General features: G+C 63.0%; 16 protein-coding genes and 4 tRNA genes. 10 read left to right on the forward strand and 10 right to left on the reverse strand.

Features of this window, described 5'->3' with window-relative positions; all coding sequences use genetic code 11:
- Positions 1-264 precede the first annotated feature (264 nt).
- Entirely contained in the window at positions 265-4,290 is a 4,026-nt protein-coding gene (locus tag ACLCGK_RS11230; protein ID WP_410952007.1) for a molybdopterin-dependent oxidoreductase, read from the reverse strand.
- Between the two features lie 266 nt (positions 4,291-4,556).
- On the opposite strand from ACLCGK_RS11230, the gene map reads away from it, so the two are divergent.
- Positions 4,557-5,405 carry a type I methionyl aminopeptidase gene (map, locus tag ACLCGK_RS11235; RefSeq protein ID WP_410952008.1) on the forward strand — a complete coding sequence of 283 codons (849 nt, stop codon included), beginning with the start codon at positions 4,557-4,559 and terminating at the stop codon, positions 5,403-5,405.
- A gap of 222 nt (positions 5,406-5,627) precedes the next feature.
- On the opposite strand, the gene ACLCGK_RS11240 is transcribed toward map, so the two are convergent.
- The 4 genes from ACLCGK_RS11240 to ACLCGK_RS11255 form a co-directional block, all read right to left on the reverse strand.
- Positions 5,628-5,704: transfer RNA gene (locus ACLCGK_RS11240), tRNA-Asp, on the reverse strand.
- 13 nt (positions 5,705-5,717) lie between these two features.
- A tRNA-Val gene (locus tag ACLCGK_RS11245) sits at positions 5,718-5,793 on the reverse strand.
- Between the two features lie 168 nt (positions 5,794-5,961).
- Positions 5,962-6,038, reverse strand: a tRNA-Asp gene (locus ACLCGK_RS11250).
- A gap of 13 nt (positions 6,039-6,051) precedes the next feature.
- Positions 6,052-6,127, reverse strand: a tRNA-Val gene (locus ACLCGK_RS11255).
- Between the two features lie 217 nt (positions 6,128-6,344).
- Between ACLCGK_RS11255 and rdgC the strand changes: the two genes are divergently transcribed.
- From rdgC to sugE, 3 genes are all read left to right on the forward strand, one after another.
- Positions 6,345-7,265: a recombination-associated protein RdgC gene (gene rdgC, locus ACLCGK_RS11260; RefSeq protein ID WP_013971401.1), complete on the forward strand. Its 921-nt coding sequence runs from the start codon at positions 6,345-6,347 to the stop codon at positions 7,263-7,265.
- Positions 7,266-7,452: 187 nt separating this feature from the next.
- Complete coding sequence (locus ACLCGK_RS11265; RefSeq protein ID WP_013971400.1) at positions 7,453-8,418, forward strand: bile acid:sodium symporter family protein; 966 nt, start codon at positions 7,453-7,455, stop codon at positions 8,416-8,418.
- Between the two features lie 230 nt (positions 8,419-8,648).
- Entirely contained in the window at positions 8,649-8,966 is a 318-nt protein-coding gene (sugE, locus tag ACLCGK_RS11270) for a quaternary ammonium compound efflux SMR transporter SugE (RefSeq protein ID WP_009686221.1), read from the forward strand.
- Positions 8,967-8,975: 9 nt separating this feature from the next.
- Here sugE and ACLCGK_RS11275 read toward each other — a convergent pair whose 3' ends face one another.
- Positions 8,976-10,853 carry an MFS transporter gene (locus tag ACLCGK_RS11275; protein WP_410952009.1) on the reverse strand — a complete coding sequence of 626 codons (1,878 nt, stop codon included), beginning with the start codon at positions 10,851-10,853 and terminating at the stop codon, positions 8,976-8,978.
- 269 nt (positions 10,854-11,122) lie between these two features.
- Between ACLCGK_RS11275 and ACLCGK_RS11280 the strand changes: the two genes are divergently transcribed.
- Positions 11,123-12,301 (forward strand): MFS transporter, encoded by a 1,179-nt coding sequence (locus ACLCGK_RS11280; RefSeq protein ID WP_410952010.1) that lies wholly within the window; start codon positions 11,123-11,125, stop codon positions 12,299-12,301.
- A 126-nt stretch (positions 12,302-12,427) separates the two neighbouring features.
- The gene (locus ACLCGK_RS11285; protein WP_410952011.1) at positions 12,428-15,904 is read left to right on the forward strand and encodes a NahK/ErcS family hybrid sensor histidine kinase/response regulator; all 3,477 of its coding nucleotides are present in this window, start codon (positions 12,428-12,430) and stop codon (positions 15,902-15,904) included.
- Here the strand turns inward: ACLCGK_RS11285 and rmuC are convergent.
- Together rmuC and ACLCGK_RS11295 are read right to left on the reverse strand one after the other, a co-directional pair.
- Complete coding sequence (gene rmuC / locus ACLCGK_RS11290) at positions 15,876-17,249, reverse strand: DNA recombination protein RmuC (protein ID WP_161551463.1); 1,374 nt, start codon at positions 17,247-17,249, stop codon at positions 15,876-15,878. The two genes, ACLCGK_RS11285 and rmuC, sit on opposite strands and share 29 nt — an antisense overlap.
- A 292-nt stretch (positions 17,250-17,541) precedes the next feature.
- Positions 17,542-17,961 (reverse strand): tetratricopeptide repeat protein, encoded by a 420-nt coding sequence (locus tag ACLCGK_RS11295; RefSeq protein ID WP_024086418.1) that lies wholly within the window; start codon positions 17,959-17,961, stop codon positions 17,542-17,544.
- A 953-nt stretch (positions 17,962-18,914) separates the two neighbouring features.
- On the opposite strand from ACLCGK_RS11295, the gene ACLCGK_RS11300 reads away from it, so the two are divergent.
- The 3 genes from ACLCGK_RS11300 to ACLCGK_RS11310 all read left to right on the forward strand — a co-directional run bounded on the left by ACLCGK_RS11300 (position 18,915) and on the right by ACLCGK_RS11310 (position 21,299).
- A complete protein-coding gene (locus ACLCGK_RS11300; RefSeq protein ID WP_003257337.1) occupies positions 18,915-19,139 on the forward strand; it encodes a hypothetical protein in 225 nt (74 codons plus the stop codon).
- Positions 19,140-19,388: 249 nt separating this feature from the next.
- Positions 19,389-19,871 (forward strand): hypothetical protein, encoded by a 483-nt coding sequence (locus tag ACLCGK_RS11305; protein WP_367245485.1) that lies wholly within the window; start codon positions 19,389-19,391, stop codon positions 19,869-19,871.
- A gap of 147 nt (positions 19,872-20,018) precedes the next feature.
- Positions 20,019-21,299: an OmpP1/FadL family transporter gene (locus ACLCGK_RS11310; protein ID WP_013971392.1), complete on the forward strand. Its 1,281-nt coding sequence runs from the start codon at positions 20,019-20,021 to the stop codon at positions 21,297-21,299.
- 41 nt (positions 21,300-21,340) lie between these two features.
- Here the strand turns inward: ACLCGK_RS11310 and ACLCGK_RS11315 are convergent, their stop codons facing one another.
- A complete protein-coding gene (locus ACLCGK_RS11315; protein WP_264209790.1) occupies positions 21,341-22,270 on the reverse strand; it encodes a LysR family transcriptional regulator in 930 nt (309 codons plus the stop codon).
- Positions 22,271-22,384: 114 nt separating this feature from the next.
- Between ACLCGK_RS11315 and ACLCGK_RS11320 the strand changes: the two genes are divergently transcribed.
- Positions 22,385-22,645: a DUF2798 domain-containing protein gene (locus ACLCGK_RS11320; RefSeq protein ID WP_410952012.1), complete on the forward strand. Its 261-nt coding sequence runs from the start codon at positions 22,385-22,387 to the stop codon at positions 22,643-22,645.
- Here ACLCGK_RS11320 and ACLCGK_RS11325 read toward each other — a convergent pair.
- On the reverse strand, positions 22,626-22,982 hold the full coding sequence (locus ACLCGK_RS11325) for a hypothetical protein (RefSeq protein WP_410952013.1): 357 nt from the start codon (positions 22,980-22,982) through the stop codon (positions 22,626-22,628). The genes ACLCGK_RS11320 and ACLCGK_RS11325 overlap by 20 nt on opposite strands.
- Positions 22,983-23,086: the final 104 nt, after the last annotated feature.

Here is a 23,086-nt window from a genome sequence, read left to right on the forward strand (position 1 = left end):
CTCCAGGCGCCTTTGCCTGTATTCATCACGGTAGGGGGCCCGGGTTGATCGCCGTTGATCAGTGGGCTTTGTTGTAACTGGGATAAAGCAGGGAGTGTGCCAACCCTGTTTCCTGTACCGGCCTCTTCGCGGGCACGCCCGCTCCTACAGGGTTCTCCACGTTTATTCAGACCTGTGCAGTACCTGTAGGAGCGGGCGTGCCCGCGAAGAGGCAAGTACAGCAAATGCACATTCCAAGTGCATCACTCCCCATCTTGGAGCACATCAATACACATCCCGCCGATACCGCTTGGCCCTGCCCAGCGCTTCGACATAAGCCGCAGCCGCCGCTGCATCCATGCCGCCATGCTCGGCGACGATCGCCCGCAACACCGCATCCACATCCTTGGCCATGCGCTGCGCATCGCCACACACATAGAAGTACGCCCCCGCCTCCAGCCACTGCCACAACTGCGCGCCCTGTTCGAGCATGCGCTGCTGCACATAGACCTTCTCGGCCTGGTCGCGCGAGAACGCTGTGTCCAGGCGCAAGTGCCCTGCAGCCTGCCAGGCCTGTAGCTGCTCCTGGTAATAGAAATCGGTGGCCGCGTACTGCTCGCCAAAGAACAGCCAGTTAGCCCCTTTCGCCCCACGTGCCTCTCGTTCTTCGAGGAAGGCCCTGAACGGCGCAATACCGGTGCCGGGGCCGACCATGATCACCGGCACGCTGTCGTCCTCGGGCAGGCGAAAGTGCTTCGACACCTGCGGGAAGATGGCAACCTTCAGCGCCTGCGCACGGTCGGCAAGGAAGCTTGAACACACCCCTTTGCGCGCGCCATAGCGCACCGTGGAAACGGTCAGGTGCACCTGCTGCGGGTGCGCCAGCGGGCTGGAGCTGATCGAGTACAGGCGCGGCTGCAAGGGCTTGAGCAGCTCCAGCCAGCTGGCCAACGGCAGTTGCTGGGGAAAGGCGCGCAGAACATCGACCAGTTGCCGCCCCCACAACCAGTCCTGCAGCTCGGCCTTGCACTCGGGCTGCAGCAGGCGCTGCAGGTCCGGAGCATTGCCGGCGAAGGCCTGCAGCTGCTGCGTGGTGACCTTGGCGATTTCCAGGTGCGCTTGAAGGGCTTCGGTCAGCGGCATGGCGGGCTGGCCTTTCAGCTCGACCATGGTCTGGCCATCGAGCTGTATTAGCGCCAGCAGTTCGTCGACCAGGGCGGGACAGTTGCGCGGCCACACGCCCAGGGCATCACCGGCGGCATAGGTGAAGCCGCTGCCGCTGAGGTCGAACACCAGTTGACGGGTTTCCTTGGTAGCACCCGGGCCGTTCAGCAGGCGGTTTTCCAGCAAGGTGGCAGCCCAGGGTTGCTGCTTGCCATAGGCCGCCACGGGCGCAGGCTCGGTGACCGGTTGCGGTGCAGCAGCGCTGCTTAGCGTGGGCAGCAGCGCATCCAGCCAGGCGGCGAAGGCGTCGTCGAAGTCCGGCTCGCAGTCCACCCGCTGCAGCAGGCGCCGCCCGCCCAGCTCGGCCAGGCGTTGGTCGAGTTTGCGGCCAAAGCCGCAGAACTGGTCGTAACTGGAGTCGCCCAGGGCCAGCACGGCAAAAGGCAGTTCGGCGCAGTGGGCGCCCTCCTCGCCCTGCAAGGCTTGCCAGAATGCCGCTGCGCTGTCGGGCGCGTCACCATCGCCAAAGGTGCTGGCGATCAGCACCACGCTGGCGGCGCCCTGCAGCTGGCGCGGGCTGACCGCTTCCATGCAGCTGAGCTGCACGTCGAGGCCGGCACCGCGCAGGCGCTCGGCACAGCGTTCGGCCAACAGCTCGCCGTTGCCGGTTTGCGAAGCCCACAGCACCTGGTGCCGTGGTGCCATCAACGCCGCATCGGGCAGCACCGCCGGCTGGGCGAACAGCCCGGCCAGCAAGCCATCGACGAACAACCGGCGGTTGGCGGCCAGCGGCGCACTGGCCGGCAGACAGGGCACGCCCTCGGCGCGAGCCTGGTCCAGGCCCAGCAGAAAGCCTTGCAGGTAATGGCGCTCTTCCTCGGCCAGCACCGGAGCTGGCAGGGTGTCCAGGCCAAGCAGACGGGACAGGGTGGCGGTCGGCATGCGGGCAGGCTCCGGATTGGCAGTGTTCAGATCAAGGGCTTCGATGCGCTCACCGGCAACCCGCTCCAGGGTCACGGCACAATGCTTGAACGCCGGCTGCAGCGACAGCGGGTCGACCGCATCGCAGGTCACGGCATTGATCGCCAGTTGCTCGCCGATCAGGTCGTTCCAGTGGAACGGGGCAAAGCAGTTGCCAGGCATGACCCGGTCGCTGATTCGCGCGGGCAGCACGGCCTGCCCGCGGCGCGAGCGAATGGCCACCTGGTCCTTTTCGGCAATGCCCAGCCGGGCAGCATCGTCGCGGTGGATTTCCACGAAGGGGCCGGGCTCCAGCTTGTTCAGCGCCGCTACCTTGCCGGTCTTGGTCAGGGTGTGCCACTGGTGCTGCACGCGGCCGGTACTCAGCACCATGGGGTAATCGGCATCCGGCAGCTCCGCCGCCGGCAACCAGGGCCGGGCGAAGAAGCGGGCCTTGCCGCTGGCGGTCGGGAAGGCCAACACCGGGCACTCGCCCTGGGCATCGCGCAACAGCGTCTGGCTGCTGCCGTCGTTGCGATAGCGCAGCGGGCTGCGCGGGTTGTCGCGGCCCGGGGCGCAGGGCCACTGGTGTGGCTGCTCGCGCAGTTCGGCATAGCCGATGCCCCGCAGGTCGTAGCCGGTGACCGGGTTGTGGAAGCGGCGGATTTCCTCGTACACAGCTTCCGCATCGGGGTAGTCGAAGGCGTCGGCATAGCCCATGGCACAAGCGACTTGAGCGATGATCTGCCAGTCCGGCAGGCTCTGCCCGGGCGGTTCGACGGCACGTGGCATGAGGGTGAGGTTGCGCTCGCTGTTGATCATCACGCCCTCGCCTTCGGCCCACAGCGCAGCCGGTAGCAGGATGTCGGCGTAGCGGTTGGTCTCGGTGTCGAGGAAGGCATCCTGGGTAATCACCAGTTCAGCCTGGCGCAGGCCGTCGATCACCTGCTGGCGGTTGGCGACACTGGCCACCGGGTTGCTGCAGATGACCCAACAGGCCTTTACCGCGCCGCTTTTCATCTGCTCGAACAGCGCCACCGTGCCCTCACCGCCTTCGCTGCGCAGGCTGCCCGGGGCCAGTTGCCACTGCTGCTCGACGAAGGCACGGTCTTGCGCTACCAGCGCCGAGCGCTGGCCTGGCAGGCCGGGGCCCATGTAGCCCATCTCGCGGCCGCCCATGGCATTGGGTTGGCCGGTCAACGAGAACGGGCCGCTGCCCGGGCGGCAGATCGCGCCCGTGGCCAGGTGCAGGTTGCAGATCGCATTGGTGTGCCAGGTGCCATGGATGCTCTGGTTCAGGCCCATGGTCCAGCAGCTCATCCAGTTGCTGGCGCTGCCGATCCATTCGGCGGCCCTGATGATGTCGGCCTCGGCCAGCCCGGTAATGGCGGCCACGCGGTCAGGGGTGTAGTCATCGAGAAAGGCCGGCAGTTCGTCCCAGCCTTCAGTGTGGCGGGCGATGAAGTCGGGGTCGGTGTGGCCGTTACGCAGCAGCAGGTGCAGCAGGCCGTTGAGCAAGGCCATGTCGCTGCCGGGGCGCACCTGCAGGAACAGGTCGGCCTTGTCGGCGGTGGCACTACGCCGCGGGTCGACGACGATCAGCTTGGCCCCCGCCTTGACCCGGTCGAGCAGGCGCAGGAACAGGATCGGGTGACAGTCGGCCATGTTGGCGCCGATCACCAGGAATACGTCGGCGTGCTCGAAGTCCTGATAGCTGCCGGGCGGGCCATCGGCACCGAGCGACAGCTTGTAGCCGCTGCCGGCGCTGGCCATGCACAGGCGCGAGTTGGACTCGATGTGGCGGGTGCGGATAAAGCCCTTGGCCAGCTTGTTGGCCAGGTACTGGGCCTCCAGCGACATCTGCCCGGACACGTACAGCGCCACGGCGTCGGGGCCGTGCTGGTCGATGATGCTGCGCAAGCGCCCGGCGGCGGCAGCGATGGCCTGGTCGATGCCGGTACGCGCTGGCTGCTGGCTGCGCTGCTGGCGCACATAGGCATCCTCCATGCGCCCGGCGGCGGTCAGCGGCAGGTGCGCGGTGAGGCCTTTGGTGCACAGGCGGCCGAAGTTGCTGGGGTGCTGCTTGTCGCCGCTGATCTTGCCGACCTTGCCATCGGCGACGCTCATGACGATGCCGCAACCGACGCCGCAGTAGGGGCAGACGCTGCGCACTTCGCTGTTGGCCATGGGCGGGCTCCTGTAGGGAACGCAAAAAGGCGCCGGCTGCCCCTGCTTGCTGGGCAAGCGGGGCAACACGGCGCCTTTGTCGTGAAGTTTTGTGGGCTGTCGACATTGATAGCCCTGGATGGAGGTGAAACAGCAATTTATGGGCCAGCTGTACCGGCCTCTTCGCGGGCATGCCCGCTCCCACAGGGATATCGCAAGGCCTGAGGGCGGTGCTGCACCTGTGGGAGCGGGCGTGCCCGCGAAGAGGCCGGTACAGGCTGTGCACCATGCGATGGCAACCCCGCACCCCATGGCGCTATGCTGGGGCACATTCCAGCACGAGCCACTGCCCTCCCCCCATGTCCCAGGTGATTATCAAGACCCCCGCCCAACTCGACCTGATGCGCCGCGCCGGCCAGCTGCTTGCCCAGGTGTTCGCCGACCTCGACAGCTTCATCCGCCCCGGCGTGACCACCATGCAGATCAACGACCGCGCCGAGGCGTTCATCGTCGGCACGCTCAAGGCCCGCCCGGCGAGCAAGGGCCAGTATGGTTTCCCCTATTCGCTCAACACCTCGGTGGACCATGTGGTGTGCCATGGCATGCCCAAGGTCGATGAAGTGCTGAAGGAAGGCTCGATCATCAATGTCGACATCACTCTGGAACAAGGCGGCTATATCGCCGACTCGTCGAAGATGTACAGCATCGGGCCGATCAGCGATGAGGCGCAGCGCCTGGTCGACACCACCTATGACGCGCTATGGAAAGGCATCGAACAGGTACGCCCCGGGGCTACGCTGGGTGATATCGGGCATGCCATCCAGACCCATGCCGAAGCGGCGGGCTACAGCGTCGTACGTGAGTACTGCGGGCATGGCATTGGCCAACAGATGCATGAAGGGCCCGAGGTGCTGCACATTGGCCAGCGCGGGATGGGCCTGAAGTTGAAGCCGGGGATGGTGTTTACCATCGAACCGATGATCAACCAGGGCGGACGCGGGACGCGCACGCTGAAGGACGGCTGGACAGTGATTACCCGCGACCACCGCTTGTCGGCGCAGTGGGAGCATACAGTGGCGGTGACCGAGGATGGGGTCGAGGTGCTGACCTTACGGGAAGAAGAGCGTCGCCGCTGAAATTGCCGGGGCTGCTTTGCAGCCCATTCGCCGGCAAGCCAGCTCCCACAGGGATAGCGTATGGCTTGAGATCAATGCGGTCGAGGTGGGAGCTGGCTTGCCGGCGATGAGGCCCTGACAGGTACAAGATAGTTTTTTGCTCAATGCAGAAACAAAAAAAGCGACCCTAAGGTCGCTTTCTCTGTTACTTCCGGGTGTTCAGTAGGCCCTGGAAGTGGAATATGGCGCAGCGGACGGGACTCGAACCCGCGACCCCCGGCGTGACAGGCCGGTATTCTAACCGACTGAACTACCGCTGCGCTAAACATCGAGTGGTGGGTGATGACGGGATCGAACCGCCGACCCTCTGCTTGTAAGGCAGATGCTCTCCCGGCTGAGCTAATCACCCTTCGTCTCGGTGTGGCGCGCATTCTACGGGCGACTTGGCGCTCTGGCAAGCACTTATCAAACTTTTTGCAAAATTCGCGAAACACCAAATCGCAGGCACAAAAAAAGCGACCCTGAGGTCGCTTTCTCTGTTACTTCCGGGTGTTCAGTAGGCCCTGGAAGTGAAATATGGCGCAGCGGACGGGACTCGAACCCGCGACCCCCGGCGTGACAGGCCGGTATTCTAACCGACTGAACTACCGCTGCGCTAAACATCGAGTGGTGGGTGATGACGGGATCGAACCGCCGACCCTCTGCTTGTAAGGCAGATGCTCTCCCGGCTGAGCTAATCACCCTTCGTCTCGGTGTGGCGCGCATTCTACGGACGACCCCGTACCCTGGCAAGCACTTTTTTAACTTTTTTCAAAAAAAACCTCATGCCTTTCAAAGACCTAGCGTTGCCACGTGCATCTTTACATTCAGCTACAGCTACTGGCACTCCGACAGGGTTGGCCTGAGAGCACCGCTCGGAGAATAATGCCCGCCTTATGCATTAAGGAGAGATTGCCCCTCATGTGGTTCAAGAACCTGCTGACCTACCGTCTGACCCAGGAAGTCCCGTTCGAGCCTGAAGCGCTGGAAGCGGCCCTGGCCAGCAAGCCGGCCCGCCCCTGCGCCAGCCAGGAGCTGACCACCTATGGTTTCGTCGCGCCATTCGGCAAGGGCGAAGACGCTCCCCTGGTGCATGTCAGCGGCGAGTACCTGCTGATTGCCGCGCGCAAGGAAGAACGCATCCTGCCCAGCAGCGTGGTCAACGACGCGGTGAAGGAAAAGGTCGAAGAGATCGAGACCGAGCAGATGCGCAAGGTCTATAAAAAGGAACGCGACCAGATCAAGGACGAGATCATCCAGGCCTTCCTGCCGCGCGCGTTCATCCGCCGCTCGATGATCTTCGCCGCCATCGCCCCGCGCCTGGGCGTGATCCTGGTCAACTCGGCCAGCGCCAAGCGTGCCGAAGACCTGCTGTCGACCTTGCGTGAAGTGATGGGCTCGCTGCCGGTGCGCCCGGCCACCGTGAAAATCGCACCGGTTGCCACCATGACCGAGTGGGTCAAGTCGCAGGAAGCTGCCGAAGGCTTCTATGTGCTGGACGAGTGCGAACTGCGCGACACTGCCGAAGACGGCGGCATCGTGCGCTGCAAGCGCCAGGACCTGACCGGCGAGGAAATTCAGCTGCACCTGAGCACTGGCAAGGTGGTCACCCAGCTGGCCCTGGCCTGGCAGGACAAGCTGTCGTTCATTCTGGATGACAAGATGGTGATCAAGCGCCTGAAGTTCGAAGAGCTGCTGCAGGAGCAGGCCGAACAGGATGGTGGCGATGAGGCTGCGCAACAGTTCGATGCCAGCTTCCAACTGATGATGATGACCTTTGCCGAATTCCTGCCGGTGCTGTTCGAGGCGCTGGGTGGAGAAGAGATTCCGCAAGGGGTCTGACTGGTTTTGAAATGCCGGTGCTGGCCTGGGAGATATCCTCAGACCGTACTGGCCCTTTCGCGGGCTTGCCCGCTCCCACAGGGACACCACAGCTTCTGAGTACTGTGGTGTACCTGTGGGAGCGGGCAAGCCCGCGAAGAGGCCAGTGAAATTATTGAAGCGATAAAACAAAAAGGAATTGCCCCCCATGCGTGCCCTCGCCACCCTCAGCCGCTTCGTCGGCAATACCTTCGCCCTGTGGGTGCTGGTGTTCGCCGTACTGGCCTTCCTGCAACCGCAATGGTTCATCGCCCTGAAGGTGGCCATCGTGCCGCTGCTGGGGCTGGTGATGTTCGGCATGGGCCTCACCCTCAAGCTCGATGACTTCGCCGCCCTCGCCCGCCAGCCCTGGCGGGTGATGCTGGGGGTGGTCGCGCACTTCGTGATCATGCCGGGCATGGCCTGGCTGCTGTGCCAGCTGTTCCACCTGCCGCCGGAAATCGCCGTGGGCGTGATCCTGGTTGGCTGCTGCCCGAGCGGCACGGCATCGAACGTGATGGTCTGGCTGTCCCGTGGCGACCTGGCGCTGGCGGTGGCCATCGCTGCGGTGACCACCCTGCTCGCCCCGCTGCTGACCCCGGCGCTGATCTGGTTCCTGGCCTCGGCCTGGCTGCCGGTGTCCTTCATGGACATGTTCTGGTCGATCCTGCAGCTGGTGATGCTGCCGATCGTGCTCGGCGTACTGGCCCAGCGGCTGCTTGGCGCGCGGGTGCAGGCGGCGGTGCAGGTACTGCCGCTGGTGTCGGTGGTGAGTATCGTGATGATCGTGTGCGCGGTGGTGGCGGCCAGCCAGGCGAAGATCGCCGAGTCAGGGCTGCTGATCATGGCGGTGGTGATATTGCACAACAGCTTCGGCTACTTGCTGGGGTACCTGACCGGCAGGCTGTGCAAGCTGCCGCTGGCACAGCGCAAGTCGCTGGCGCTGGAGGTGGGCATGCAGAACTCCGGGCTGGGCGCGGCACTGGCGGCGGCGCATTTTTCGCCGCTGGCTGCGGTGCCGAGTGCGTTGTTCAGCGTTTGGCACAATATTTCCGGGGCGCTGCTGTCTACCTGGTTCCGGCGCATGGGGGAACCTGTGGCAGAAGCCGAAGGTGGGGAGCCGGCCAGGCATTGATGTTGCCTGAACTGGCCACTTCGCGGGCACGCCCGCTCCCACAGAGATCTCCACAATCTTCAGACCTGTGCAGTCCTTGTTGGGGCAGGTATGTCTCGGAAGGGGCTGGGACGGGTTTGGCCAGAGGGCTGCATATGTGCACCATGGCACCCACTGTGAGGACGACCTCACGACGCACCGCGTGACCATTCCGGGGACGGCCCCATCATTCACAACGATGGAGACGCACCATGTCCTGGATCATCCTTTTCTTCGCCGGCCTGTTCGAGGTCGGCTGGGCCGTCGGCCTGAAATACACCGACGGCTTCAGCAAGCCACTGCCCACCGTCCTCACCGTCGCCGCCATGGCCATCAGCCTGGGCCTGCTGGGCCTGGCCATGAAAGAGCTGCCGCTGGGCACCGCCTATGCCATCTGGACCGGCGTCGGCGCCGTCGGCACGGTGATCGCCGGCATCATCCTGTTCGGCGAGTCCATGGCCCTGGTACGCCTGGTCAGCGTGGCGCTGATCATTACCGGCCTGGTCGGCCTGAAAGTCAGCGCCAGCTGACGCCCTTCCCTAGCGCAGGTTGCCGCGCAGGCGGCTGACCTGCTCACGCAAGGCTTCTGGCTGCGCCGCCTCCACAGGGATCGCGGCGCCTGCCACGATGGTCACCCGCGACCACAGGCGCTTGAAAAAGCCCTTGGCCGGGTCACGGCTGAAGAAGCTGCCCCACAGCCCCTGCAAGGCCAACGGAATGACCGGCACCGGGGTTTCATCGAGGATGCGGTTGACGCCGCCCTTGAACACGTCGATTTCGCCATCCCCGGTCAGCTTGCCTTCAGGGAAGATGCATACCAGCTCGCCATCGGCCAGGTACTCGGCAATGCGCGCGAAAGCACGTTCGTAGATGGCCAGGTCTTCGTTGCGCCCGGCAATCGGGATGGCGCCTGCGGTGCGGAACACGAAGTTGAGTACCGGCAGGTTGTAGATCTTGTAGTACATGACGAAGCGGATCGGCCGGCGAATCGCCCCTCCCAGCAGCAGTGCATCGACGAACGACACGTGGTTGCAAACCAGCAGCGCCGCGCCTTCGTCGGGGATGCGTTCGAGGTCGCGGTGCTGCACGCGGTACATCGAATGGCTGAGCAGCCAGATCAGGAAGCGCATGGTGAACTCGGGCACGATCCTGAAGATATAGGCGTTGACCGCGATATTGAGCAGCGACACCACCAGGAACAGTTGCGGGATGGTCAGCTCGGCCAGGCCCAGCAGGATGATGGTGAGCACTGCCGACACCACCATGAACAAGGCATTGAGGATGTTGTTGGCCGCGATCACCCGGGCGCGCTGGTCTTCGGCGGTGCGGGCCTGGATCAGTGCATACAGCGGTACGATGTAGAAGCCGCCGAACACCCCAAGGCCGACGATCGACAGCAGGATCCACCAGGCCTGGCCCATGCCCAACAGCGCCAGCCAGTCGTGCGGGGCCGCCGCAGCCGGCACATCGCCGGAGTGCCACCACCAAAGCAGGCCGAACAGGCTCAGGCCGAACGAGCCGAACGGCACCAGGCCGATTTCCACCTTGCGCCCGCTCAGCCGCTCGCACAGCAGCGAACCCAGGGCGATCCCCACCGAGAACAGGGTCAGCACCAGTGTCACCACCGTGCCATCACCGTGCAGCCAGTCCTTGGCGTAGGCCGGGATCTGCGTGAGGTAGATGGCACCGACGAACCAGAACCACGAGTTGCCGACGATCGAGCGCGACACCGCCGGCGGCTGCCCCAGGCCCATGCGCAGGATCGCCCACGACTGCCTGAAGATGTTCCAGTCCAGCGGCATTTGCGGTGAAGCGGCAGCGGCCCGCGGGATCCAGCGGCTGGCCAGGTAACCGAGCACGGCGGTGCCGACCACGCCACCAGCCACCACGGTGGCATAGCTGTCGGCCGACATCATCACCCCGGCGCCGATCGTGCCGGCGAGGATGGCCAGGAAGGTACCGGTTTCCACCAGCCCGTTGCCGCCGACCAGTTCTTCCTCGCGCAGGGCCTGCGGCAGGATCGAGTACTTCACCGGGCCGAACAGCGCCGAGTGGGTTCCCATGCCGAATAGCGCCACCAGCATCAGCGCCAGGTGGTTGGTGATGAAACCGAGCGCGCCTACCGCCATGATCGCGATCTCGGCCAGCTTGATGGCCCGGATCAGCGCATCCTTGGCGAACTTCTCGCCAAACTGCCCGCCCAGCGCAGAGAACAGGAAGAACGGCAGGATGAACAGCAGGGCGCACAGGTTGACCCAGATCGAACGGTCGCCGTCGCCCAGGCTGAGCTTGAACAGGATCGCCAGGATCAGCGACTGCTTGAACAGGTTGTCGTTGAAGGCACCCAGCGACTGGGTGATGAAAAACGGCAGGAAACGCCGCTTGCCGAGCAAGGTGAATTGCGAGGAGTGACTCATCGTCCTTGGTCCTGAGGGCTTTTCAATTGGAGGCGCGCAGGGCGCGACAAGCCACAAATCTGCATGGGAAATGCACTGACTGGCAAGCGCGGTGATTCTGTAGCAAGCCTGTCCCGGCCTCATCGCCGGCAAGCCGGCTCCCACAGGTACCGCACATGGCTTGAGATCAATGCGGTCGAGGTGGGAGCTGGCTTGCCGGCGATGGGCTGCAGAGCAGCCCCCATTTGTCATATGCTCCGATTCGGCTATTCCACAACAAGGACGTGGCAATGCTCGCCGCCATCAAACGCTACCCGCACACCGTGCGCCTGCTGCTCGGCACCACCTTCACCCTCACCGTCGCCCGTGCCCTTACCCTGCCCTACCTGGTGGTGTACCTGGCTGACAACTTCCAGCTGCCGATCAGCCAGATCGGCCTGCTGATCGGTGGTGCGCTGATCATCGCCTCGCTGCTGAGCCTGTATGGCGGCCACCTTGTGGATACCTTACGCAACCACACCCTGGTCAGCGCCAGCACCCTGCTGTTTGCCCTGGCTTTCGTCGGCGCGGTCGCCAGCAACTCGGCGCTGCTGTTCTTTATCTGCCTGGTACTGATCAACCTGGCCCTGGCAGTGGTCGACATCGCTGCCAAGGCGGGCTTCTGCGCATTGCTACCGGTGGAGGCACGGGCCGAAGTGTTCGCCATCAAGTACACCCTCAGCAACGTCGGCTACGCCGCCGGCCCGCTGCTGGGCGTGGCCATGCTGGAGCTGAACGACCATATGCCGTTCATTGCCTCCGCCCTGCTCGGCCTGGGTATGTGCCTGGCCTACTGGCGCCTGGGGGACCGCGGCCTGCAGGCCAGTGTGCCGGACAAACCCGGGGTCGGCTTTGGCCAGGTGGCGCTGGGTCTGGCCCGTGACCGACGGCTGATATGCTTCACCCTGGGCGGGGTGCTGAGCGCGGTAGTATTCGGCCAGTTCACTGCTTACCTGTCGCAGTACCTGGTGGTAACCAGCAGCCCGGCCGAGGCGGCGCGCCTGATCGGTTACCTGGTGACCACCAACGCGGTGACGGTGATTGCCCTGCAGTACCTGATCGGCCGCCGCATCAGCCGCCAGCGCCTGATGCCCTGGCTGCTGGCCGGCATGGGCCTGTTCATCGCCGGGCTGCTGGGCTTCGCCCTGGCCGGTTCGGCGCTGGCGTGGTGCCTGGCGATGCTGGTGTTCACCCTGGGCGAGATCATCGTGATCCCGGCCGAGTACATGTTCATCGACCTGATCGCGCCGGAGCACTTGCGTGGGGTGTATTACGGCGCGCAGAACCTGTCCAACCTCGGTGCGGCGCTGGGGCCGGTGATGGTGGGGTTTGCCCTGGTACATCTGTGGCCGGGGGCGATCTTCTACCTGCTGGTGTTGTCGGTGATACTGGCGGGGGTGTTTTATTGGCTGGGTACCCGCAGTAATTGATGTTGGCTGTATCGGCCTCTTCGCGAGCAAGCTCGCTCCTACAACCATCGTCTGCGCTGACGAAGCGGCACCTGCGTGCCAGACTGATTGATCGGGACCGCGTTATCTTTTTGTTTCGGAGTCTTCATGTCGTTGTCCAGCGGGCTGATCGCCGTGGTCGCCCTGGCCTATATGGCCATCATGTTCGCCATCGCCTTCTACGGCGACCGCCGCAGCACGCCGTTGCCGCCGAAGCTGCGTGCCTGGGTGTACAGCCTGTCGCTGGCCGTTTACTGCACCAGCTGGACCTTCTTCGGCGCGGTTGGCCAGGCCGCCGAACAGCTCTGGGCATTCCTGCCGATCTACCTGGGCCCGGTGCTGCTGCTGATCTTCGCGCCCTGGGTGCTGCAGAAGATGGTGCTGATCAGCAAGCAACAGAACATCACCTCGATTGCCGACTTCATCGCTGCGCGCTATGGCAAGTCGCAGTCCCTGGCGGTGGTCGTGGCGCTCATCTGCCTGGTAGGCGTGCTGCCGTACATCGCCTTGCAACTCAAGGGCATCGTGCTGGGCGTGAACCTGCTGATCGGCGCCAACGCCGACGCCACCGGCACCCGCGTACAGGACACCGCACTGGTTGTATCCCTGGTGCTGGCACTGTTCGCCATCGTCTTCGGTACCCGCAGCCTGGACGTGACCGAACACCACCGTGGCATGGTCCTGGCGATTGCCTTCGAATCACTGATCAAGCTGCTGGCCTTCCTCGCCGTGGGCATCTTTGTCGTCTTCAACCTGTATGACGGCTTCGACGACCTGTTCAGCCAGGCCCGCCAGTCGATCCACCTTCAGGACTATTGGCAGGAGACCATCAATTGGCCGTCGATGGTGGTGCAGACCGCCGTGGCGATGATGGCGATCATCTGCCTGCCACGGCAATTCCACGTCACCGTGGTGGAGAACATCGAACCCCAGGACATGCGCCTGGCGCGCTGGGTATTCCCGATGTACCTGGCGCTCGCTGCATTGTTCGTGGTGCCGATCGCCCTGGCCGGGCAGATGCTGCTGCCGGGCACGGTGATCTCCGATTCGTTCGTCATCAGCCTTCCTCTGGCCGAGGCACACCCAAGCCTGGCCCTGCTGGCATTCATCGGTGGTGCATCGGCGGCCACGGGCATGGTCATCGTCGAGGCCGTGGCGCTGTCGACCATGGTCTCCAACGATATGCTGCTGCCCTGGCTGCTGCGCCGTACCAACGCCGAGCGGCCGTTCGAGGCATTCCGCCACTGGATGCTCTCGGTACGCCGGGTGACCATCGTGGTGATCCTGCTGCTGGCGTATGTCAGCTACCGCTTGCTGGGTTCCACCGCCAGCCTGGCGACCATCGGCCAGATCGCCTTTGCCGCCGTGACCCAGCTGACCCCGGCCATGCTCGGTGCACTGTACTGGAAGCAGGCCAACCGCCGCGGCGTGTTCGCCGGCCTGGCTGCAGGTATCTTCCTTTGGTTCTACACCCTCGTCCTGCCGATCGCGGCGCACAGCCTGGGATGGTCGCTGCAGCTGTTTCCGGGGTTGGCGTGGCTGCACGGCAACCCGCTTGACCTGCCGATCAGCCCACTGACCCAGGGTGTCGTGCTGTCGCTGGCGGGCAACTTCACTCTGTTCGCCTGGGTCTCGGTGCTTTCGCGCACGCGGGTTTCCGAGCATTGGCAGGCCGGCCGCTTCATCGGCCAGCAGACCAGCGCCAGGCCCAGTAGCAAGCCGCTGCTGGCGGTGCAGATCGACGACCTGCTGACCCTGGCCTCGCGCTTCGTTGGTGAAGAACGCGCCCGGCAGAGCTTCATCCGCTTCGCCTACCGCCAAGGCAAGGGCTTCAACCCCAACCAGAACGCCGACGGCGACTGGATCGAACATACCGAACGCCTGCTGGCCGGCGTACTCGGCACCTCGTCGACCCGCGCCGTGGTCAAGGCCGCCATCGAAGGCCGCGACATGCAGCTGGAAGACGTGGTGCGTATCGCCGACGAAGCCAGCGAGGTGCTGCAGTTCAACCGCGCCCTGCTGCAAGGGGCAATCGAGAACATCAACCAGGGCATCAGCGTGGTCGACCAGAACCTGCACCTGGTGGCCTGGAACCGCCGTTACCTGGAACTGTTCAACTACCCCGACGGGCTGATCAGCGTGGGCCGGCCGATCGCCGACATCATCCGCTACAACGCCGAGCGTGGCCTGTGCGGACCGGGCGAGGCGCAGGTGCACGTGGCGCGGCGCCTGCACTGGATGCGTCAGGGCCGTGCGCACTCCTCCGAGCGCTTGTTCCCCAATGGCCGGGTGATCGAGCTGATCGGCAACCCGATGCCGGGCGGCGGTTTCGTCATGAGCTTCACCGACATCACCCCGTTCCGTGAGGCCGAGCAGGCCCTGCGCGATGCCAACGAACGCCTGGAGCAACGGGTGGCGGAACGCACCCAGGAGCTGTCACAACTGAACCAGGCGTTGTCCGAAGCCAAGAGCCGTGCCGAAGCGGTGAGCCAGTCCAAGACCCGTTTCCTGGCTGCGGTCAGCCATGACCTGATGCAGCCGCTGAACGCGGCCCGGCTGTTCTCCGCCGCCTTGTCGCAACAGGCCGAGGGCATGAATGAAGAGGCCCGGCAGTTGGTGCAGCACATGGACAGTTCGCTGCGCTCGGCCGAAGAGCTGATCAGCGACCTGCTGGACATCTCACGCCTTGAAAACGGCAAGATTACCCCGGATGCCAAACCCTTTGCCCTCAACGAGCTGTTCGACACCCTGGGTGCCGAATTCAAGGTGCTGGCCGCCGAGAAGGGCCTGGAATTTCGCCTGCGCGGCAGCCGCCTGCGGGTGGACAGTGACATGAAGCTGCTGCGCCGGGTGCTGCAGAACTTCCTGACCAACGCCCTGCGCTACGGCAAGAGCCCGATCCTGTTGGGCGCACGGCGCCAGGGTGAACAGTTGTGGCTTGAAGTGTGGGACCGCGGCCCCGGCATCGCCGACGACAAGCTGCAGGTGATCTTTCAGGAGTTCAAGCGCCTGGACAGCCACCAGACCCGCGCCGAGAAGGGCCTGGGCCTGGGCCTGGCGATCGCCGACGGCCTGTGCCGGGTGCTGGGGCACAAGCTGGAAGTGCGCTCGTGGCCGGGCAAGGGCACGGTGTTCCGCGTCAGCGTACCAATTGCCCACCAGGCCGCACCGGCGCCCGCCGCCCCGGTGGAACAGGGCGGCCAGCCACTGGCCGGGCTGCAGGTACTGTGCGTGGATAACGAAGACAGCATCCTGATCGGCATGAACAGCCTGCTCAGCCGCTGGGGTTGCCAGGTGTGGACCGCGCGCAACCGCGCCGAATGCGAAGCTCTGCTGGCCAAGGGCATGCGCCCGCACCTGGCGCTGGTGGACTACCACCTGGACGACGGCGAAACTGGTACCGGGCTGATGGGCTGGCTACGCGCGCGCCTTGGCGAGCCGGTGCCGGGCGTGGTGATCAGCGCTGACGGCAGCAAGGAAACCATCGCCATGGTGCATGCCTCTGGCCTGGACTACCTGGCCAAGCCGGTCAAGCCGGCGGCCCTGCGTGCCATGCTCAATCGCCATCTGAGCCTGGTTCAGTAAGCGCTTCGTCCGGCAACGCCTCATCGGACAGCGCCCGCTCCAGCAGGTCGGCCGGCAGGCTCTTGCTGGCGCGGGCGCCCAGCAGCTTCAGCTGTTCGCTGCGGCTGACCAGGTTGCCGCGCCCTTCGCATAGCTTGTTACGCGCGGCAGCATAGGCCTTGTCCACCTGCTGCAGGCGGCTGCCCAACTCGTCCAGGTCCTGGATGAACAGCACGAACTTGTCGTACAGCCAGCCGGCGCGTTCGGCAATCTCGCGGGCGTTCTGGCCCTGGCGTTCCTGCTTCCACAGGCTGTCGATCACCCGCAAGGTGGCCAGCAATGTGGTCGGGCTGACGATCACGATCTGCCGGTCGAAGGCTTCCTGGAACAGATTCGGCTCGGCCTGCAGGGCTGCCGAGAAGGCGGCCTCGATCGGCACGAACAGCAGCACGAAATCCAGGCTGTGCAGGCCTTCGAGGCGGTTGTAGTCCTTGCTCGACAGGCCTTTGACGTGGCTGCGCAGCGACTGCACATGCTGCTTGAGCGCAGCCTCGTCGTTGCCGGCGACGAACTGCTGGTAGGCGGTGAGGCTGACCTTGGCATCCACCACTACCTGCTTGTCGCCGGGCAGCATGATCAGAACGTCAGGCTGGAAGCGCTCGCCATCGGCGCTCTTCAAGCTGACCTGGGTCTGGTATTCGCGGCCCTTTTCCAGGCCGGCATGCTCCAATACCCGTTCGAGAATCAATTCACCCCAGTTGCCTTGGGTTTTCTGGCCCTTCAGCGCCTGGGTCAGGTTGGTGGCTTCGTCGGACAGGCGCAGGTTGAGTTGCTGCAGGCGCTCCAGCTCCTTGCCCAGCGAGAAGCGCTCGCGGGCTTCCTGCTGGTAGCTCTCTTCCACGCGTTTTTCGAAAGCCTGGATGCGCTCCTTGAGCGGGTCGAGCAACTGGCCGAGATGCTGCTGGCTGGTCTGGGCGAAGCGCTGCTCGCGCTCGTCGAAGATCTTTGTAGCCATGTCGGCGAACTGGGCGCGCAGGGTGTCGCGGGCTTCCTGCAGGTCTTCCAGGCGCTGCTGGTGGCTTTCCTGCTGCTCGCGCAGTTCGGCGTCCAGGCGTGCGGTCTGGGCCTCCAGGCGACGCAGTTCGGCTTCGCGGTTGGCACGTTCGAGGTTCCAGGCGTGAGCGGCATCACGGGCATTGTCACGGTCGATCTGCAGCAGTTCCAGCTCACGGCCCTGGGCGGCCAGCTGGGTCTGCTTGACGGTGTTGGCTTCGCTGAGATCGCTTATTTCATCGCGGCTGGCGTCCAGTTGCGCCTGCAAGCCGGCCAGGGCCAGCTGGGCAGCATTGAGGCGCTCTTCGAGCAAAGCCTGCTCGCCCTGCCGCGTGCCCTGGCGACGCTGCAACTGCATGGCCCAACCCAGGCAAGGTAATGCACCTGCCACCAAGCCCAGCAGAATGCTGGCCAGATCCACTGTCATGCTTACCCCGAATGATCCTGGATGAATGCATCGCAGCTTATCAGCCTGAGCGGTGTGTTGCCTGTTCAGGCCTCTTCGCGGGTAAACCCGCTCCTACAGGGATTGCACAGTATCCGAGGTATAGCTATTCCTGTGGGAGCGGGTTTACCCGCGAAAAGGCCAGTGCTGGCAACACACCTCAGGCATGGAACCACTGCCGCAACAGCCGCCGCGCTTCCTGCGACCCCTGCCCCGCCGCCAGCTCCAGCCAGTACCGCGCCTGCTCCGGCTCGTTGTGCTGGCACAGCCGCGCATACTCCAGTTGCGCGCGCCGATCACCGGCGCGGGCCGCCTGGCGCAGCAGTTCATGGCCAATACGCCGGTCACGGGCGTTGCCGCAATCACGGCACAACATCTGTCCCAGGCGGCTTTGCGCCACTACCACACCCTGACGCGCCGGCTGTTTCAACAGGCGCCCGGCCAAGTGCTTGACCTGCGGCTTGTCACCCAGGCGCGGGTTGTCGAGCAGCCACAAGGCCACTTTGAGGGAGAAACGTTTGGGGGGAGGCGCAGGCGTCGATGCAGCAGGGCTGGCGAGGTGTTTACCGCGAAACTTCATGAGCAACAGGATTGGCAACTCGAAAGGCGCGCAACTCTACCCTTTTTTTTGCGACATGGCCTTCCGATTTCTGCAGGATTGAAAAAATTTTCAATGATCTTTTCTTGACGTTTTCAAGTGGATGACCAACTGGCCTTCTGAAGTATGTCGATTGTCGGACAGTTCACTGTATTGCTGGCACGCCCGTCCTAGAGCAAGCGCCAGGGACAATCCACAGTTCCTGTGGATAACTCGGTGGACAACCCCCTGGCATCCCTCGCAAACCCCTATGAATTGGGGCTTTCGCTCAAACTGACGATTTTTTCACCAGCTAAAAATAGTGTTTTTTTTCATTGACTTAACCGGCCAGTCAAGGCATTGGCGAGGCTGTCATGGCATGCTGCAAGGTAGTTGCAAGCGCTGCTCCGAATGTGAACAAGTGCACCAAAAACCTTCAATTGAATGCACGAAATCGGTACATCAGGCCGGATACGGGGCTTTTGCAGCCCCTTCCCATCAGGAAAAATACGCGCCATACTGCGCGGCTAACCTGTACTTACACGAAGTCCTTGCCAAGCACCTGTATTTTCGCTAAGGTGCGCATCGTTAGTACCAAGCTGAAAGTCAATTCTGGCCTCAAGCGTCCTTGCAGACACACTCCTCCCAAGGGTGGCGCTGCTGAAACCAGGACCGGCCCATTCCGATGATTCACTCGCCAGCCCAGCGCTGTTCAAGCACGAATCACGTGACAGATTGATCAGGATCCCACCCCGACGGCCTAGAACCTTGGCCCCGGCGTGCTGCCTGTCCTCTGAAGTACCTACCAGTCAGCCCACGCGCCCACCTTTGATTGCGCTCCCTCTGGCTGCCCTGTTCCAGTCAGGTTCGTTCGTCCCTTAATAAAGGCGTCACTGGAACGTTTCTATCATGCACGGATCATAACCCCCGTGTTTAAAGCAGGAACCTCCAACAATATGCAAACTCATCATCAGATTCAGGCTGCCATTGGCACCCTCTCCCAGGCCTTCTCGCCGTTGAAGTGCCTTATCGTTGCCCCTCGCAAAGGCAGCTTCAGCTTCACCCTGGTAGACGAACACGGTGTCGCCTGCCACACCGAGCGCCTGTACCCCGAACAGTACAGCCGCAGTGAACCGCTGCAGGCGGTCATCGCCCGAACCCGCCAGTCGCTCACCGCGTGAGCGACGAATGCTGCGGTATTCAAGCGCTGAATCATCCCATCGCAAGCCTGCCTGAACGTTCGTGGCGTAATTGCCTTAAGGCATATAGCCAAGTACGTCAGGCAGCAATCGATTTAAAAACAGCCCTTTACACCACGATTATCACACTACACTTCAACTCGAGCGGTGCTTGCCGCTTCCGGCGGGCCTGATCACTCACCAGCTGCCAAGCTCCAGCGCCCGTCCGGCCCTTAACTGCTCGAGGGCATCATGGGTATCGCGGCGAATGAATTGTGTCAGTATGTGATCCGACCCACCCTGGTCTACCTGAACCGTCACTGCGCCAGCGCCGAAGCCTTGTTGCTTGGCATCGCCGCCAGCCAGTCGGCCCTGGGGTCGGCCTTGCACGACCGTCGTGGGCACGGTCTGTACCGTATCGGCGAACACCGTCACCAGGCTATCTGGGACGACTATCTTGCCCGTGACCCCGACCTGGCCAGCCTGGTCCGCGGCCTGGCCAGCCAGCACGCCTTCCTCGGCGGCCCGCACCTGGAACTCACCGTCAACCTGCGTTATTCAACCGCGATTGCCTGGATGCTCATCGAAGAGCAGGCCACGCCACTGCCGGCCGCCGATGACCTTCTCGCGCTTGCGCGAATCTGGCGACAGATTTTCAACCCCCAAGGTCGCCTGCGCGACTTCACACAGGCCTGGCATACCTGCATAGATCAGAGATTGCCGCAGGCATCTTAAGACGCGTCCTACAACGTGCCCGGAAAAAAGGGAATTTTGGTCGGATTGTCCTACAAAACCGCTCTATCTCCTGCGATTGAGGCTATAGCGCGGCGCGTGATTTGTTGGTAGCTTTTCGCCCCGGAGATCCCAAGGAGTTTTCTAATAATGAAAAAAGTAATGCTCAAAGCCTCCCTCGGCGTAGCCGTTGCACTTGCTTCCAGCCAACTGCTCGCCGCAGGTTTCGCGCTGAACGAACAAAGCATCAGCGGCATGGGAACCGGGTTTGCGGGACGTTCGTCTTCTGCCGAAGATGCCAGCACGGTGTATGGCAACCCTGCGGGCATGTCTCGCCTCAAGCGCGAACAGGTCACCGTGGGTGGCGCGGCTGTCATTGCCAAAACTGATATTTCGGGTCGTGGTAGCAATTTCGGGGGGGAAACCGATGGCGACATGGTCCCGGTCGTGGGTGTACCCATGGGCTATTACGTCAAACCGATCGATGATCACTGGAGCGTCGGTTTCGGCGTTTACGTGCCATACGGCCTGATCACGGACTACGGCAGCGACGACGCGGCACGCTACTGGGGCAAGAAGAGCAAGGTCGAGGTCGTCACCTTCCAGCCAACCATCAGCTATGCCTTCAACGACAAGGTGTCGATCGGTTTCGGTCCGACCATCAACCGTATCAAGGGTGAACTGGGCTCGAATCTGTCCAGCAAGGCGCTGCTGGGCCCGAACGGGCCGGATGGCGAAATCAAGATCAAGGGCGACGACACCGCGATCGGTTACAACATTGGCGTCCTCGTACAAGCTACAGACCGTACCCGCCTGGGCCTGACCTATCACTCGATGGTCGACTACAAGCTTGAAGGCGACACGCGAGTGTCGTACCCGATTGCAGCCCTCGGTCTGAACGGCAAATTCGACGCCAGCCTGAAAATAAAGACGCCAGAATCGGTGGACTTCTCGATCACCCATGAACTGGATGACCAGTGGACACTCTATGCGGGTAGCACCTGGACTCGCTGGAGCCGCCTGGAGAGCATCGTTGTCAAGAACGAAGCACCGGCGGGCTACCCACTGCAGACCATCACCGAAGAGCAAAACTGGCATGACACCTGGGCACACGCCATTGGTGCTGCCTACAAGGTGAACAAGGAGTGGACCCTGCGTGCAGGCTTCTCCGTCGACCAGTCGCCCACCAACAACCATGATCGCTCGCCGCGCATTCCTACCGGCGACCGCAAGGCTGTCAGCTTTGGTGCCGGTTGGAGCCCGAACGACGACATGACCATCGATGTTGCCTACTCGTATCTGTGGGAAGAGGATACCAAGGTGAACAATGTGTCCGGCTCGCCGACACAACAGGCGCTGAAAGGCACCTATCAGGCCAAGTATGAGAACAGTGCTCACGGTATTGGTGCATCCCTTACCTACCGCTTCTGATTCATACGCGTGACATGAAAACCGCCCTCGTGGCGGTTTTTTTACACCTTCACCTGCCAGTCATCGCCCAGGCATTCGCGCAGGTAGTCCATGAACACCTGTACTTTTGCGGTCATGGCAAAGCGGTCGGCCAGGCACAGATAGATATCCATCGGCTCGGTCTGGGCATAGGCCTGGCCGCTATCGCTGTATTCGAACAACGGCACCAGCGCCCCATTATCCAGATGCGGCCTTACGATGAACTCGGCAAGGCGGGTGATGCCGCCATCGTGCAGCGCCATCTGGGTCAGGGCATCGATGTCGTCGCTGATCAGGACACCGCCGAACTCTGCCTCGAACCGCAGCCCGTCGCGCATGAACCCCCAACGCAGGAAGCGCCCATCCACCGGGTAGCGGAACACCAGGCAGCGGTGGTCACGCAAGGCCTCGGGCGTGGCCGGCACGCCGGCGCTTTGCAGGTAACCGGGCGAGGCACAGCATATGAACGGTATACGGGCGATATGCCGGGCCAGCAACTGGTCTTCGAGTTGCGGGGCAATGCGCAGGCTCACGTCCACATCCTCCCGCGCGTGGTTGACCCGGCGATCAGTCGTTACCAACTCTATCGAAAGCAGTGGGTAGCGGGCGCTGAACGCGGGTATCAATGGCGCCAGCACGTGGCGACCGAAGGCGGACGTCGAGGCAATGCACAGCCGCCCCTGGGGCTCACTGTCGGGGGTGGTGACGGCCTGTTCGGCCAAGGCCAGGTCGCGCTCGATGTGCCTGACGCGTTCGTAATACTGGGTGCCGGCGGGTGTCAGCGCCATACTGCGGGTGGTGCGGCTGAGCAGGCGAACCTGCAAGTGGCCTTCCAGGCGTGCCAGGTTCTGGCTGACCGCAGCCGGGCTCAGGCCCAGGTTGCGGGCACCGGCGGCGATACTGCCGGCCTCGACAACCTTGATGAAGCTGCGAATGGCGTTGAGCAGGTCCATGCTGAGCCCTTTGATTCGTAAGAATCTCTTTATAAAGAACTCAATACGACTGGTCTACAACTGTTGCCAGGTGCGTTGCTAACCTGCGTCTCTACTTACTTTTCAGGAGTTCGCATGAGCAACTTGTTCCAGGCACGCAGCCGACGCAAATTGCATCCCGCCGCCACGCCTTACGTTTTTGCCTTTTACATGTCGTCGATCATGGCGCTATTGATGTGTTTCGTGATCACGGCAGCGAATGCGGGGGTCAACCCTGAGTACCTTGGCAACGTGCTGAAGGCTTACCAGTTGGCGATGCCTGTGGCGTTCGTTTGTGTATTGATGGTCAGGCCGGTGGTTGTGCGGTTGGTGGCGATTACTGTGCATGCAAAGTGAAGTAACCTGAAACCCAGACAAGTCCCCGGCTCTTGCTCTTGATCTTGCTCTTGCTCTTGCTCTTGCTCTTGCTCTTGCTCTTGCTCTTGCTCTTGCTCTTGCTCTTGCTCTTGCTCTTGCTCTTGCTCTTGCTCTTGATCTTGATCTTGCTCTTGCTCTTGCTCTTGCTCTTGCTCTTGCTCTTGATCTTGATCTTGATCTTGATCTTGATCTTGATCTTGATCTTGATCTTGATCTTGATCTTGATCTTGATCTTGATCTTGATCTTGATCTTGATCTTGATCTTCGCGACTTCAGGAGGCCGAGCAGAGGGCTTGCGGAGGGAGGTGACGGGCATGGATGCCCGTCAAGCGCTGAGGCCCCATGGATGGGGCCTGCAGCGCGTCCTCCCGGGAGCAAGACCGGCGCGAGGGAACCCCGTAGCGTAGCGGAGGGGCCGGA

This window comes from Pseudomonas sp. S1(2024), assembly GCF_046557535.1.